At 36.7% G+C, this 17,183-nt stretch carries 9 protein-coding genes; 1 reads left to right on the top strand and 8 read right to left on the bottom strand.

From position 1 onward, the window contains the following. Nucleotides 1–18 precede the first annotated feature (18 nt). From GQR60_RS06370 to GQR60_RS06395, 6 genes are all read right to left on the bottom strand, one after another. Nucleotides 19–1,719, bottom strand: a complete 1,701-nt coding sequence (locus GQR60_RS06370) for an SWIM zinc finger family protein (protein ID WP_124992137.1) — start codon at nucleotides 1,717–1,719, stop codon at nucleotides 19–21. A gap of 142 nt (nucleotides 1,720–1,861) precedes the next feature. Further along, entirely contained in the window at nucleotides 1,862–4,693 is a 2,832-nt protein-coding gene (locus GQR60_RS06375; RefSeq protein WP_124992138.1) for a M16 family metallopeptidase, read from the bottom strand. A gap of 321 nt (nucleotides 4,694–5,014) precedes the next feature. Then, on the bottom strand, nucleotides 5,015–6,433 hold the full coding sequence (locus GQR60_RS06380; protein WP_191991596.1) for a flotillin family protein: 1,419 nt from the start codon (nucleotides 6,431–6,433) through the stop codon (nucleotides 5,015–5,017). 24 nt (nucleotides 6,434–6,457) lie between these two features. After that, a complete protein-coding gene (locus GQR60_RS06385) occupies nucleotides 6,458–7,045 on the bottom strand; it encodes a hypothetical protein (protein ID WP_124992140.1) in 588 nt (195 codons plus the stop codon). 420 nt (nucleotides 7,046–7,465) lie between these two features. Further along, nucleotides 7,466–10,741 (bottom strand): S41 family peptidase, encoded by a 3,276-nt coding sequence (locus GQR60_RS06390; RefSeq protein WP_225441358.1) that lies wholly within the window; start codon nucleotides 10,739–10,741, stop codon nucleotides 7,466–7,468. 184 nt (nucleotides 10,742–10,925) lie between these two features. Then, a complete protein-coding gene (locus tag GQR60_RS06395) occupies nucleotides 10,926–13,001 on the bottom strand; it encodes a glycoside hydrolase family 97 protein (RefSeq protein WP_225441359.1) in 2,076 nt (691 codons plus the stop codon). A gap of 392 nt (nucleotides 13,002–13,393) precedes the next feature. Here GQR60_RS06395 and GQR60_RS06400 point away from each other — a divergent pair, with 392 nt between their 5' ends. Beyond that, nucleotides 13,394–13,996 (top strand): hypothetical protein, encoded by a 603-nt coding sequence (locus GQR60_RS06400; RefSeq protein WP_124992141.1) that lies wholly within the window; start codon nucleotides 13,394–13,396, stop codon nucleotides 13,994–13,996. 120 nt (nucleotides 13,997–14,116) lie between these two features. Here GQR60_RS06400 and GQR60_RS06405 read toward each other — a convergent pair whose 3' ends face one another. Both GQR60_RS06405 and GQR60_RS06410 read right to left on the bottom strand, forming a co-directional pair. Continuing rightward, nucleotides 14,117–15,724 (bottom strand): DUF6377 domain-containing protein, encoded by a 1,608-nt coding sequence (locus GQR60_RS06405; RefSeq protein ID WP_124992142.1) that lies wholly within the window; start codon nucleotides 15,722–15,724, stop codon nucleotides 14,117–14,119. 111 nt (nucleotides 15,725–15,835) lie between these two features. Then, nucleotides 15,836–17,152 carry a TldD/PmbA family protein gene (locus GQR60_RS06410; RefSeq protein WP_124992143.1) on the bottom strand — a complete coding sequence of 439 codons (1,317 nt, stop codon included), beginning with the start codon at nucleotides 17,150–17,152 and terminating at the stop codon, nucleotides 15,836–15,838. Nucleotides 17,153–17,183: the final 31 nt, after the last annotated feature.

The raw sequence follows: 17,183 nt of genomic DNA on the forward strand, positions 1-17,183 counted from the left end.
AGATGGTCTCTTTATCTTTTAAATCATATTTAATTCTTCCAATAAAGCCTTCCGTTTTGGATATTCTTTTCTTAAATATGCAATCAGATCGTTCGACTCATCTCTTCCGCCAAGCTTAATCATTCGTCTTATGTATCTGCAAATACTCTGATAATGACCTCTCCCTATGTTATCTTCCATATATTTCTTAACTGCAACAGCGTATAAATTAATGATTTCACCAGGATAATTACTTATTAAATATTCACTGTAAGTATCAATGGTTGGGAAGTCCGGATTCTTCTGTAAATAAACCAAAAGTTTATCCCACCATTCCTCTTTTATGTAAATTTTTGCCAACAAACCGCTATGATCCCACCTACTTGATTTTCTTAAGTCTTTTGCCAATTCATTCACAAATGAAAACCATGATTCAGGAGCTATATTTTCTTTTAATATCTGATAATAATCCTGTTTTGATCTAAAATTATCTACAAATAAAAAACGGGCATATTCAATAATTTTCTCGGTATCATTCTGCTTCTGCGCAATTCTCAATAACCAATCATACCATTCATGAATCAATCCAGGCCTGTCTTTCTTATCGTATTTAATACCATCCACAGCAATGCCAATTGCTTTTTCGTACGATTCCGTTTTCAAAGCATTCTCAATAGCTATGCCTCGTAATTTCGAATTGGATATGTGTGCCTCTAAATATTCGGCAGCCTGATTTTCGCCTTTACACTTCAGCAACACATTATATCTTATTGCCTGCATTTCCTCCAACGAATATTCCGACACTTCTGAATGATCTGTCAACACGAAAAAACTTTCTATTTCGGCCTCTGTTTTTAATAATAATGATGCTATATGGAGACATCCTAAATGCCAGTCCCAACCCCCAAAAGTATTGTTTCCGTATGCTTTCAAACAATAATCCAACAACAATTTTCGAATCGATTCATCCAATTGTAATGTTCCAATACGCACTAATAAGTCAAAAGATGAATCGATGCCAAAACTTAAATAACCACTGCTGTCATCACCATAATTAACAGCCTTTACCATCTCCTCCATAATAGCTGTACATATAAAAAAAGTGCTTTTATAGTTGCCTCTATCAAATTGATTTTGTGCCGATTCGAGAAGATTATTTACTTCATAATAAACATCTCGTGAAGATGAATGACTTACAAAACCATATCTATCCGAAGCTGAACTCACAATCGATTTCACTTGATTTACATAAAAACTTTTCGATTCTGAAGTATTGTATTGAGCAAAGTAAGCCAATAATTGATTTCGGAATCCTCTATCTTCCTCTGCCTTTATTCGGACAAATTGTTTCAGATCATCATGAGATGCATTTTCAAGCATTGAAATTACTTTATCCGCCAATGTTTTGCGCTTTTTTTTCACAGCAGGTATTTCGGATGTCTTAGTAAGTGGATTTCTTTTCAAATTCAATTGATCTTGTTGCAAATAAAAAATAACAGCAACAACATGCTTGCAGAAAGGTCCCCAATCATACGGACAATTACAAACATGCTCCAAAATCATATCTTTCCTAATTACCAATTTTACCGTGTAATCCTCAGTCCCTTCAACTGTAGCCTCATATTCCCCTATTCCTGTTTCTATTGGCTGATTTACTTTGTTATTCTTAAAATACGACAACCCGCGCTTTAAAATTTTGTCATCTATGTATTGCTCAAATTCATTAAATGATATTTCCATTATCTCTGTTTTATTTACACCCCTGCAATTTATATAAATTCAAGGAAATTGAATAGAACACTCTCACTTATGAAAGAGATTTAGAACGCAAAAAAGGATGCCCATAAATGGGCATCCTTTTTATTATACTAATGAATTGGAATTAAATCTCTTTCTGTGTTGGAGACATTACTACTTCAATTTTTGCTGGTGTTGAAAAATACTTTTTAGCAAAATTCTCAACCTTCTCTTTTGAAATTGAGTTGATCATTCTTTCGAAATCTTCAGTACTCATCATGTCCTCATCGTACACATAGTAACGATTGATCGCATTTAACCAATAACCATTTTTACGAAGATTCTCCTGACGAACCTTAATGAAATTTTCCTTCGCTTCGTGCAAGTCATCTTCTTTAACACCTTCGTTGAAAAGAGCCTGAATCTCATTATAAACAATTCCTTTTAATTTTTCAGCCTTGGCAGGATCTGTATCAAAACGAATCACTAATTTATACTCTTCCCGAGGAAATTTATCAACCGAAGCACCAACTCCCACACCATAAGATCCTCCTTCTTTTTCACGAATCACCTCAAGATATCTTTTATCTAAAAGTTTGGCAACAACATCCATCAATACTGAATTTTCTTTTGAATATTCAATATCACCATGAAAATCAATTTCGATGGTTGTTTTAGGAGTTTCCATCTCTCTGTCAAAATGGGTATAAGTATCTTTTTCAGGATAATCCACACCATTGTCTTTCCAGTTATCCTCACGGTCTATATCCTTAATGCTTCCCAAGTATTCTTCTATCATTGGTTTTGCTTCCTCTGCATCTATATTGCCTACAAAAACAAATGTAAAGTCGCTGGCATCAACAAACCGCTCCTGATAAATGCGTTTCATTGTCTCAAAATCCAATTTGTCAATCATATCTGTATCAAACAGAATTGTTCTTGGATTGTGATTGGTAGAAGTCATTGATACGGAATCACTAAACGCTTTGTTTATATCAGCTCCCATATTGGCCACATAAGCCATATATCTTCCTTTCAATGCATTAAAAGCTTCCTGATCGAAACGTGGTTGCTCAAAATACATATGCACCAACTGCAATAAGGTCTCAAAATCCTTTATGGATGAATTCCCGTTAAGTCCTTCTGATAATTCACCTACATATGGTGCTACCTTAACCTCTTTACCCGTTAATAATTTTTGCAGGCTAATCTTGTCAAATTTGCCCAATCCAAAATTAGGTACAAAACCACCAAGCAATTCTGCAGAAGGCAAATCTTTAACCTCATACAAAGAGTTTCCACCTTTACTGAAAGCTTGTAAACTAATTTCATTTTCTTTGAAATCTGTTTTTTTCACAACTACAGTTGCTCCATTAGCCAATGTCCACTCTGTAGCTTCAAAACCCTTCAAGTTTGATTCTTTTACAACTTTTCCGGCCGTAGGTTGTTCTGAAAGTAAAGGTTCAGTTATCACTTTATCTTCATAAGGCGCCAACTCCATTTGTTTCACTTTTGCAACCACTGCAAGTAATTGTTCTTTAGTCGGCAATTGTAATCCTTCTTTTTCAGGAGCCGATAAGGTAATCACCTCATTCTCATCCGTAATCCATCCTTTTGAAACCGCATTTACTTCCTCTGCACTAATACCAGGCAATAATTGTTTCATTGCTTCGAACTCAAACTCAATTCCAGGAACAGGCTCATTGGTTAAATAATTTTGCTGATAGCCACGAACCAAGCGATCATTGTTCTGCTTGTTCCTTTCCTTATAAGCTCTTTCCATTTTACTCAACATAGCCATTTTAGCACGTTCCAATTCTGAAGCCACTATACCATATCTTTTGGCTCTTTCTGTTTCTTTCAAAAGCACTTCAATTCCGCCCAAAATATTATCCTCTTTAAGGGTAACTCCATTTTGAAAAACATCCATTTTTCGGGCTTTATTATAATATGCGGCATAACCGGCTATAAATGGTGCATTCCCTTTTTGGAGCAGTTCGTTATAACGATCTCCCAATACACTTGAATAAAGATCTTCGATTAAAAGCTTGCGATAATAGTTTAGATTTTTTTCGGAAAAAGGAGTCGCGTTGTGCTTGTAAACAATTTCAAAACTAATTCTGCTGGTTTCAGGATCTGTAATTACACCAACAATTGGTTCCTTATTTTCAGGAACATCGAAATACACTCTTTCCTCCGGATTTTCAACAGCAGGAATATGTGCAAACATGTCCTTTATTTTTTGTTCAAATTTCTCTGCATCAATATCTCCAACTACAATAATGGCCTGCAAATCGGTACGATACCAATCGTGATAAAAATCCCTGATTACCTGATGGTCAAAATTATCAATGACATCAAGATCTCCAATAACATCACGTTTTTCATATTTAGAGCCTTGATAAACGAGTTTGTTTTTTTCTAAATAAACACGCATTCCTCCAGATCGCCGGGTTCTCCATTCTTCATGAATTACTCCACGTTCGCTGTCGATTTCCTCACCAGTAAGACTTAAATAATTCGACCAATCGTGTAAAACCAAAAGAGTAGAATCCAGCAAATTCTCATTCGTAGTTGGAACATTACTTAGATTGTAAACCGTTTCATCTACATTGGTATAAGCATTAATATTACGACCGAATGCTACGCCGTATTTCTCTAAATAATTAAGGACACCTTTTCCTGGAAAATGTTCCGTCCCATTAAAGGCCATATGCTCCAAAAAATGAGCCAATCCATTTTGATTATCATCTTCCAAAATTGCTCCTACATTCTGAACAATGTAGAAACTAGCCCGATCTTTAGGCTCTTCATTGTGACGAACATAGTAGGTTAATCCATTGTCTAATTTCCCGGTTCTCACATTCGGATCCATAGGAAGTTTAGCATCCATATTGTTTTGAGCGGACAGCATTCCAGTGCCGGTCAGTGCCAAAACAGTACAAAGACTCATTTTGCTAAATAAATTCTTAATCATTTGTGATTTGTTTTAGTGATTTGTAGTACAAAATACACAACATAAGTGTAATTCTTATAAATTAAAGAAATAATTAGCTATTTAACAATTTACTTAATGATTTTTAACACAATATATTTACTATTCTTTCACCTTTAAAATGATATCATTTACCTATCTGTCAACATTTCCATGGTTAATCTAAAACTTGATCGGTTTAGAATCAATGAAAAAAAATATAGTATCCACATAGGGTCAAATCCTATGAATAAAAACAACGAAATAAGCATAAAAAAGGAGCACCAACCGGTACTCCTTTTCCAATATTAAAAAGAAATATGCTTATTTCTCTTCTTTTTCTTTGGTATCCGAAACATCGTCGAATTCAACGGTTTCACCTTCTTCTACTTTTTTACCCAAATAGTTTGGCAGTTCCATTCCAGCCATTTTGAAAAGTTCTTCCATCGGAGGAATAGATCCCATCATGCCCTGCATAAAGTTAGCGGTAGATGTTTTGCCATCTTTTCCGCTTCCATTCTCCCAAACAGTAACCTTATCAATCTTGATGTTCTTGATAGCATCAACCTGAGTTTTAACCAATTCCGGCAACTTATCAGCAATCATTAACATTACTGCATCTTTAGCATCACTTCCGGCAGCATGAACAAGTTTATCGAAACCTTGAGCCTGTTTGCTTAAAATTTCATAAATACCCTTACCTTCTGCTTCCATTTTCATGAAGATCGCATCAGCCTCCCCTTTCGCATGACGACGGGTTTGTTCTGCAATCGCCTCGGCGGCAATCTCAATTTTTTGCTTGTCAATCTCGGCAGGTACCACAACATTAGCAGTCTGTGTTGCTTTATCACGAGTTGCACGGGCATTTTCAGCCAATTGTTCAGCAGCATAAGCTTCCTCTAAAGCACGCGCCTGAGTTACTTTCTCTGCAGCCGAAGCCAAACGTTCTGCTTCTGCTTCTCTCTCTCTTCTGCGCGCATCCGAATTGGCAATTGTAATTTTTGCCGTATTCTCTCCTTCAACTGCCGATGCATCAGCAGCAGCAACCTGCACACGTTGTGCCTGATGGGCGTTTGCCTCACCAATAGAACCATCACGGTTTTTCTCAGCAACACTTTTCTTGGCATCATTTATTGCCTTAGCCGCAGCTTCCTTACCTAATGCTTCAATATATCCCGATTCATCGTTGATATCCGTAACATTCACATTGATCAGTTTCAAACCAATCTTTTTCAATTCAGCCTCAACATTATTTGATACAGCTGCAAGGAATTTATCACGGTTGCTATTGATTTCCTCAATATCCATGGTAGCAACTACCAAACGTAACTGACCGAAAATAATATCCTTAGCCAAATTACTGATATCTGCCTGAGACAATCCTAATAGTCGCTCAGCAGCATTAGTCATTACTCCTCCTTCTGTAGAAACTCCTACAGTAAAACGAGAAGGTACATCCACACGAATGTTTTGCTTACTCAAAGCACTTTTCAAATTGATTTCAATCGAAAGCGGTGTTAAATCCAGGAAAGCATAATCCTGAATGATTGGCCAAATAAAGGCTGCACCACCATGAATACACTTGGCCGAACGCGATTCGGTATCTACTCCTTTACCAACTTTTCCATACACAACCAAAACGCGGTCGGACGGACACCTTTTGTATCTCTTAAAAAACGATACAATTAAAGAAAAAACGGCAATTACAATGACCGCAATTAATAGAACAACATATTCTCCCATGATAACTTATTATTAATAGTTTATTTAATAAGGTTTTACAATTAAAATTTGATCATTTAAAACATCTACAACCTGAATTACTGCACCGGTAGGAATATCTGAATCACTATCGGTAACCGCATCCAAAATTTGAAGCCCCTGCACTTCAATTTGTACTTTTCCCATTCCTTTTCTATTGGCCGGTACAGACAAATAAACATTGCCGATTTTCCCCTTGGCATTATTTATATTTAAGGTTCCTTCTTCTACCAGCTTTCCCATGAAATACAAAATAGAAGCCATAATTAACATCATTGCTAAACCAGCAAGAGTAGCAATTAATGTCGAGACACCGGCTCCTAAGCCCATATCCAAACAAATTATACCTGTCCAACCAAATACAGCAAAAAAGGCAATCAGGTTTTTTAAGCTTATAAACTGAAAATCAATTCCAGTATCGCCTTCCACTGCAGTATCTGCATCTCCTTCAGCACTCAGATCATCAATATCACCACCAACAAAAGTAAGTGCGATCTGAATTAGAAACAGAAGAGAAAATGGGACTGAAATGCTCCAGAAGATCTTTTCCACCATTTCCATTGAACTCCACCAATCTGAAATTTGTAGTATCATAATTATTGTTTTTTATTTAGGATGAAAATAATAATAAATATCGACCTATTATCCATTATGCTTACCAGTTATTATCTTTTTTGCCGTATTCTTATTTTTACATGTTTTTAAGTGTTTTTTGGGGGGTGAAAAATCTTTTTCACTTCTCCTAAAGAAAAGGATTCTTTGTAAATACAAGCTCCCCTCTGTTCTTCGAACATTTTCCCATTAAAATGTGAGAATTCACCACTTTTAACTTTTGTATGTGTTTTTACATTGAATCTTCCCTAGAAAGGATACCGCAACGCAGTGAAGATCGTGAAAGCAATTTGAAATAATACGAAAGAGTGTTGATTCCTGAAATTATCTTACCAAATTTTATGTAGATAAAAAGGAGCACCAAATGATGCTCCTTTTATAGTTTAAGACTTTGTTCATCTATTATTTCACATCCACTTCAATCCAATTGGAACGGTTTGGATCCGCCGGAGCTACTACTTTTTCTTCCGATTGATTCTCCAATTCTTTTAGCAGTATTTCTATTGCTTTTTGCAGGGAAGGATCGATTCCTTTGGCAATCAAATGTGGTTCATCGTACACTTCTACATCAGGATACATGCCAACTCCTTCGATGATCCATTTCTGATTTTCATCGAAAATACCAAAGCGGGGAACAGCAATGTAGCCGCCATCGACTAATCCGGCATTACCCGACATACCCACTAATCCACCCCAGGTGCGGGTTCCTATCAATTTGCCAAGACCTTTTTTCTTGAAATAATATGGGAAAGCATCTCCCCCTGAAGATGAGTAAGAATTAATCAGCATTGCCTTTGGTCCATCGTGGGCAACTGCAGGTGTTTGATTCGCCTCAAGACCTCTGCGATGCCAGTAAGACAATACATTACGGTCTAAAAGATCTACCATTTGATCAGGAATAAATCCGCCGCCATTGTAACGATCATCAATAATTAAGGCTTGTTTATCGTGATAGGCATACATGCCTCGGTTCAATTCCCTGTTGCCTTCCACTGCTGTATTTGGAACGTGGATATATCCAATCTTTCCTCCGGATAATTTGTCTGTCATCTCGCGGCGCTCGTTCACCCAATTCAGATACATCAATTCCAATTCGCTTTCAATTGGTTTAATGGTATAGGTTTTTGCTCCCTCAAAACCGGGCAGACTGTTCACGGTGATCTCCACCATTTTATCCACCTGATCTTCCAAATAAAGATAAGGATTCACGTCTGTACTTAAAGCATGACCATTGATGCTTAACAGGTAATCACCTTCCTTTACATCAACACCTTGCTCGGTTAACGGTGATCGTCGGTTAGGAGTCCAGTTTTCGCCCTGATAAATTTTTGAGATGATGTATTTACCCGTTTTTGCATCAGCTTTTAATTTTGCTCCTAACAAACCTGTTTCCACAGCTTTCACCTTTTCGAAATCGCCATAGTTCACGTAGCAATGTCCGGTGTTGGTTTCCGCTATGATCTCACCCAGGATGTAATCCAAATCGGCACGATGACTTACATATGGCATCAACTGACTGTAGTTGGCTCTAATTTGCGCCCAATCTACACCATTCATGTTATCCACATAGTAGAAGTCCCGAAAAATACGCCACCCATCGTTGTAAATCTGATTCCATTCCTTTTTAGGATCAATCTTCATGTCCAAATCATCCAATTGGAGTTTGCCGGCATCGGCCGACTGACCAGCAGACAAATCGGTAATTCCATATGCAGCACCTGCCCAATACAATAATTTATCACCATTTCCGGCTAAAGAATAACCGGAAACCTTATCTAAAATCACTTCATCCTTCTCTTTTTCTATGGTATAATGATGTAAGGCTCTATCGCTGGTGTACAAAATTCCTCCTTCAACAGCTTCCAGATTATCGTAATCTCCTGATGATAAAGGAAAAGCTGTAATGCGATTGGAGATGCCCTCAAAATCAATTTCAACTTTGACCTTCTCTTCAGGTTTAGCATCATCCTTTTTCACTTTTTTCTTTTCGTCAACAACAGGTTTATCTTCTTTCACCTCTTCAACATCATTTTTTAAAGCAAACAATTTAGGTCCGTCTGCCTTTAACGACATGGCAAAAATCCGGGTTGCATTGTTGTACAAATAATCAAACTCGAAGCTTGAAAAATCAAGATTGAAATCACGGTTTGATAAAAAGAAGATGAAGTTTCCATCCTTCGAAAATACCGGAGATGAATCACCAAAAGTATCATCCGTTAAATGATAATTCTTCCCTGTCGTGATATTGTAAACCCAAACTGCTCCCTGATCATTATTACTGTCTTTCACATAGGCAATCCATTTCGAATCAGGTGAAAATGAGAAATCAGTAATTTCATTTCGTCTGGCAACATCAACTATTTTAACTTCTCCACTTTCAACATTTAAACATTTCAGCTTTAAAGTACGATCGAAAAACAGCATGTATTTGCTGTCCGGCGACCACTTGGCATCATACATCCAGGCCGAAGAACCAAAAGTTACTTGTTTCGCTTTTGCTCCCTTTTTGTTCTCCAAAAGATAAATTTCGTATTCACCCGTAGCATCTGAATAGTAAGAAATGTATTTCCCGTTTGGTGACCAGCTTGGTGCAGTTTCCCGAACTCCCTGAGTTTGTGTTAAGTTGATACTTGGTCCGTTCTTGGCAGGAACCGAAAAAATATCGCCGCGAGCATCAAAAAGAGCTCTTTTCCCTGAAGGAGAAACGGCAACACTTTGTATAAAATCTTTTACATTCTTATAATAAGGTAATGTATTCGGATTATCGAAATTGATGTTCACAACAACGCGTTCCTCTTTCCCTGTTTCCAGATTTAGTTTGAACAATTGACCACCATTCTCATAAGCAATCTGTCCGTTTTCACCCGATGGCCACATTACATCAAATGTTTTGTGATGAGTCATCTGAGTAATCTCTTTGCTGTCCACATCATATTTATAGATGTTCAACTTTAAATCTCGATCTGATGCAAAATAAATGGCATTTTTATACCAGGAAGGAATTTGATCGGAACCTACAAATTTTGTAATTCTCTCCGATTGATCCTTTTCCAAATCATAAATCCATAAATCGGCAGCTCTACCTCCTTTGTAACGCTTCCAGGTACGAAACTCACGACTGATTGGGGCATAGCATATTTTTTTTGCATCCGGTGAAAACACTCCAAATCCCCCTTCAGGAATTTGTAAGGCCTGTTCCAAGCCACCATCAATACTTACCTGATAATAGGTTCCGTTTCGCTCTCCAAAAGGAGTACGATTCATACGCACCAAAATGGATTTGCTATCCGGATTCCAGTCTAGTATTGCATCATCAAATCCACCACGAGGGGGCATCATTCCAACCGAATTGTAATAAGTTAACTGCTTAGGTGTTCCTCCTGTTGAAGGCATTACATAAACCTGACGGCTCCCCGAATACTCAGCCGAGAAAGCAATCCATTGCCCATCAGGAGAGATTTTAGGAAACAATTCCATTCCTTTGTGCGAAGTCAATCTTTTGGCATCACCTCCATCGGAATCTACTGTCCAGATATCGCCCGCATAAACAAAGGCAATTAAATTTTTATTGATATCAGGATATCTCATTAAACGAACATCCTTTTCGGCCTGAGCACTTTTCATTGTCCCAAATAGAATAAGACAAAATGCCACAATTTTAAGATTGAATTTTAACATTTCAATTTATAAGTTAGTGTGTGAATATTATTTGGTGTAAAACAAATCCTTCCTTAATTACAGAAAGTATTGGCTTTAAGTAGCATATCAATTTATTTTCATAAAAAACTTTCCGTGAAGCTACAAAAAAAGTGACATTACTAAAAAAAGGAATGCCACTTTAACACAATAATAATTCTAAGTCTTATAATTCGATCAAACTAATGGCTGCTCCGCCACCTTCAGCCAAATGATATTCTATTTTCGACGTGTTATCTACCTCTTTATTTAGGATCTGAAACTCAGTTGGATTCTTATCCCAGTGAGCATTTTTACCATCCAAATAGAGTGTTGCTTTATATTTCTTTCCTGGAGTAAGAAAGTTCAAATCTATATTCATATCGCGGGCATTTTCATCCGTAATTGATCCGACAAACCAATTTTCAGAATTACGATCCTTACGGGCGATGGTCACAAAATCCCCTACTTCACCATTCAACACCTTGCTGGTTTCCCAGGTTACGGCTACATCCCGAATGAACTGAAATGCATCGTTTCCTTTGTAATTCTCAATTAAATCGGGAACCATTTGAATAGGGCTGTTAATTACCACATACAATGCCAATTGCTGCGCCAAGGTTGTATTCACCTGATTGTTTGGTTTGTTTGGTGTTAACTTGATATTGAAAATACCCGGCGTGTAATCGATAGGCCCTGCCAACATTCGCGTAAATGCTACAATTGGAAGGTGTTCCGGAGGATTTCCTCCATCGCTTGCCCAGGCATTAAATTCCTGTCCGCGCAATCCTTCACGGGCAATTACATTCGGATAAGTTCGACGCAAACCCGTTGCTTTTATTGGTTCATGAGCATTAACTGCCACTTTGTATTTCGCACCTGTTTCCACAGCTCTTCTGTAGTTATTCACCATCCATTGTCCGTGATGATATTCTCCTTTCGGGATAATTTTGCCAACATAGCCTGTTTTCACCGAATGAATTCCCAGCGAATTCATCAATTGATAGGCTGTATCCATTTGCTGATTGTAAGTTCTCGGAGCCGCCGAAGTTTCATGATGCATAATCAACTCTACTCCTTTTTCTTTTCCGTACCGAACCACTTCCTTTAAATCGTAATCTTTATAAGGAGTAACAAAATCGAAAACACCTTCGCGATCCTCAAAACCAATCCAGTGTTCCCAACCGGTGTTCCACCCTTCAACCAAAATACCACCAATCTTATTTTCTGAAGCAAAGTCGATTAGCTCCTTAGCATATTTGGTTGTAGCACCGTGCTTGCCACTGGCCATATCCCATGATTTGGTTCCCAAATGCATATCCCACCAGATGCCTACATATTTCATCGGTTTAAAATAATCAACCGATCCAATTTTATTGGGCTCATTCAAGTTTACAATCAAATCGGATTCAATTAAACCGCCTGCATTTTCAGAAATCTGAATGGTTCTCCAAGGTGTGTTAAAAGGTACAGCTCTTTTTACTTTGTAACCCGTTCTGTCCGATCCAACCAATTCACTTTCCAGCATCAATTTCTCTTTGTTTACTTTCAAAGTCATTCCTGCATAATCCGTCAGGTTGGCTTCGTGAAAACTCAAGTAAACACCTTCAGCTGTTTTCATGGTAACCGGAGTGTTCACCGCATTTTCCGGTATATAAGTTTGAGCCAGATTGTCGTTGGAACGCAATGCAATTGCATCGATACCGGTAAGTGAGGTAGTATGATATAAGTGTTCGTAAATGTCCCAATCGCCCGGAATCCACCATACCTTGTGATCGCCGGTGAGATTAAACTGTGTATTTTCATCGGTAATCATCACCTCTTTCATAGCCTCCTGTTCCGGAAATTCATACCGAAATCCAAGACCATCATTATATACTTTAAACACCAAATTCATTTTTCGGTTTGGAGCCTGTTCTTCTTCTAAATTCAATACTAATTGATTGAAATTATCCACAACCACTCTTTTCTCGCCCCACTGCATTTCCCAAGTTGAGTTACTTGATGAAAGTTGTGAGTTAACAATCTTCCATCCTTTTTCGATAGATGGCATATTCTGAAAATCGAAGCCTAAAGTTGACGGCTCAATTACTTTTTTACCATTGAACAAAACCTCGTAAGTGGCCTGTCCTTCGACCATACTGAATTGAACGCCAATTTTTCCATCGGGCGATTCAACATTCCGGACTAATTTGCCATTGGCACAGGATGCCAATATCATTGCAAGACCAGCAATAAAAAACAGTGTTGATTTAAAATTCATAGTTTTTTGAATCAAAAGATTAGTATTAATTAAGTTCAAACTATAGTTAATTCCTATAAGTTCTGAATAATTATCAAAGTAACCAGAGAATAAGCTCAATAACTAAATACTAATTGAAAATATAGATTAAAACATCACCCAAAAACACCTAAAAACCTAACAGTCTTTGCATTAATAAAATACGAAACTCTTGAAAATATAGATAAAATACAATATCCTTTATAAGCTACACATACAATAATTTGAGAACTTGAATCTTCAGCAAAGTGAATAATTGAACTTTGACAATTTATTTTCCTGAATAAAAAAAACATATTAATATATATTGGCATAAATATTGTTAATTAACAACAATTATAAATAATTAATAATATTTACTAAAATTATAGAACATGAAAAAAACGGTGATCTTATTAATCGCCCTTACACTATCAACTTTTGTAATGGCTCAAGAAAAAACTAAAATAAAAGAGGTTGGTCTCACTTTTAGAAATTTGGATGAATTTGGCTTCGGCTATAAAATTGGTACAGAACAGTCATTATGGAGATTCAATACCATTTTTTTATCAGGGATGAATGAAGATAGAAATTCAGACAAAGCATTTAATGATAGTGATTCTCAACAATTCGGATTAAGTTTTAGTGCTGGAAAAGAATACAGAAAACTTATTACAGAAAATCTTGAATACAGATATGGCCTCGATTTATCATTTGGATATAATCACTCAAAAGAAAACAATGGATCTACCACTGATCCAAGTAAAAGAAAAAGTAATTTATTTACACCTGGACTTAATCTTGTGTTTGGTTTAAATTATATAATTAGTGATCAATTAATATTAGGTGCAGAAGTTCTGCCTTACCTTAAATATACATTTGGACAAACATCGGAAGAAAGAAGGATTCCAGAGTATAGTAACAAAGTAGACCATTCCGATATTAGATATGGTTTTGATAGTTCTTCTGTCTTATTATCCTTAGCTTATCGCTTTTAATTCTCTGATTCAACTTTGATTTTTTAAGAGAAATAACTCCCAAACTGCTTATGGCAAGTTGGGAGTTTTTCGTATAAGAAAATTTGTAGTGCTTTGTTATAAAATAGGCATTAATTACAGTTAAACCGACTTTATCGCCATCACTTTTAAATCAAATTCTTCATTGGGATAAATGGAACGATTCCTAATTTTAGTTTTATAAGTGTAGATGGTATTCACCGAAAAATTAAGAATACCGGCTATTTTCTCATTGTCGTTTATGCCTAATCGGATCAATGCAAAAATCCGTAAATCGGTATTTAAACATGGAGAATCTTTTAAACTGATTCGATCTTTTTCTTCGAACAATTGATTGAATCGATTCACAAAATCAGGAAACAATTTCAGGAAAATCCGATCGAAGTCTTGAAACAAATTCTCGCGTTCTTTCTTCGAATTGTATTTTTTTAATTCCGATTCGATGGCATCATATTGCTTCGTGATTAGCTGGCGCGAAACGGCTTTTTTCATCGCTTCCAGTTTCTCGATAAACTGCGAGCTGAAATTGAAATAGTAACCAACATACTCTTCCTTAATTTTACTTACCTCACGAAGCTGTTCATTCAATTGCCGAAGATTACTATTGCTCTCCAAAATCTCTTTACGGGCTTTTTTCAATTCCTTTACCTGCCGGTAGATAATGATGGAAAAAGAAATTAACAGCAAGGCCAGAAGAGACACGATCAGAGAAATATTGGATATGATCTTTTTTTCCTTTTCTACTTTATTCAAAACAGCAGCTTCAATATCGGGCCGAATAAATGATATCTCCAATTGCCGCGCATTGCTGCCGTAAAATACCGCATCCCTCTGAGCTTCGGAGATAAACCGGTTTGCTTTCTCTAAATCTCCGTCGTGAAAAAGTAGTTCTGCCAATACTTTCGCCGCCAAAGTTTCTTTTGTGGTAGACTGAATATCACCTACAACAGCTTTACAAAGATGATATTTTGCTTTTTCTTTTTCCTGCAGTTTTAAATACGAAATGCCCAAAATACAATTGGTTATCGCAGCCTGATGCGGGGTTAAATCCTTTTTATTTAATAAGGATGTGCAATACTTTTTAACATCGTAACTGGCGTTATTATTCTGACTTTTTAATGCCAAAGCCAGAATATATTCGAAAGAATCTGGATCACCCTCTGCTGCAATTTTCTTCGCATATAAATTCCCGCTTTCGCGGTATTTGGGCGCATAATATCCCCAACGGGAATTGGATAAATCGTAATAGGCACGATAAGCTACAGAATAAAAGTCAATGCGCTTTTTTTGATCCAAAGCCATCGGATCGATGGTCTGAATGCTGTCGATGGTTTCCTTGTATAATCCCCGAAGCAGAAGAATCAGGGAAATATTTGATTTGGCTTCAGCAATTTTTGATGCATCCTTTAACCGATAAGCCGTTTTCAATGCCAAATTCCCATAATAAAAAGCCGAATCGTAAACAAAATACTCGTATTCTTTGGTCAATCTCACCAATAAATTGTACTCCTCGTTTCTTCGGTCCTCAAAATTTGAATGATGCAGGGAATCTGTCAGCAAGGCGATTTTGTTCTTTTTTACCTGAACAATGCTGTCTTTCGCTTCAATATATTTATTCGCCTCGGCAAACTGAAATGCAAGAGAATCATTTTGTCCGAAAGAATTCAGACTTAGTAAAACAAAAAATGTTAGAATGACACTTCTGTACATGCTTATTGAATATGGGTTTGCTGAACAAGGGGTAAAAGTAAGATTAATATTTTCTGCAGCAAAAAAGCCCTATCAAATTGACAGGGCTGAGTTAAACTTATTTTCGCAATATTATAATCCACTAAAATCGACACCTTCAAACAGCATACTTGGTGTTTGCCACGAACGATCAGTTAATGGATCGTTACCAATCGCAATTAAATTGTTCCAAATCTCTTTATGATTTCCGGTAATGTTCATTCCTGATACAGGATGAAGTATTTCTCCTTTTTTAACATAGAAGCCCTCTACTCCAACCGAAAAATCACCCGTTGCAGAATTGGAATTACCTCCATTAAAACCAGTTACCAAAATACCTTCATTCATATCTTTGGTCAAAGCTGATAAGTCTTTATCTCCCAGTTCAAAAATCAAATTAGATGACGAGCCTGTAGTTGGTTCCATATCTAACTTTTTACCGTAATAATCATCAATATAGTAGGTCTGAAGTATACCATTCTCTATTACCGTCATTTTACGGGAAGCCAAACCATCACCATCATACAATCGTGAATTACGTCCCGATTCAATAAATGGATTGTCGGTAATACTCAATAAATCAGAAGCAATTTTTTTGCCAATTTTTCCTTCTAAAAAGGATCTTTTTTGCTGAAGGTTATAACCAAACATGGGTTGAAGCAGAGAATTAAATACACGGCCTACTGATCTGTTTTCAATCAGCATTTCCATTTTTCCCGATTGAATAGTCTTGGCTCCAATTTTCCTTAAAGCTCTTTCAACAGCATATTTCCCAACACCTTCTCCAGATAACTGATCCCAAAATCTTGTGGCATTATAATAATAATCACTTGGGCGACTATCACCTCCATTAATTGACGCACTTGCATCAATAGAATAAGACGTTGATTCTTTAAACCCCTCAACGCCATTACTCAACACTAAATAACTACGGTACGATCCATCACTATAAGATCCGGTAACGCTGATAATTCTTTCGTCCATACCTGTCGTTTCAGCCTCAACCTGCATGGCCAAATCGATTTTCTGACGAGGATCTATCGAGTCGTAATTTGAATCAAATAATTTCAAATCCTTTTCGGTTCCATCATAACAAAGATGACGATCTGGTAAAGAACGATATTGATCTTTGGCTAAATAATTCGTACCCAGAATAGCCTCCTTGATAAATTTTTCAAGATCGTTCCTGTCCAATCGATTTGTAGAATGTGTTGAGTATTTACCGTTCACATAAAGCTTAAGGCTTAATCCACTTTGAATCGATTCCTGTATTTTTTCAATTTTCTGCTTTCTCACTTCAACCTCTGATTCTTTAGAATCATAAACTGAAACTGAAACTTCTTTTGCGCCATTTTCTGTGGCATATTTGGAAGCCCATTGGGCCAATTCCACTTTTTTATTGTCTTTCATCGAAACTTCTTTTTAATTGATTACAAGTAAA

Source organism: Labilibaculum euxinicum, from assembly GCF_009795715.1.
In the GTDB taxonomy this organism is placed as follows: Bacteria; Bacteroidota; Bacteroidia; order Bacteroidales; family Marinifilaceae; genus Labilibaculum; species Labilibaculum euxinus.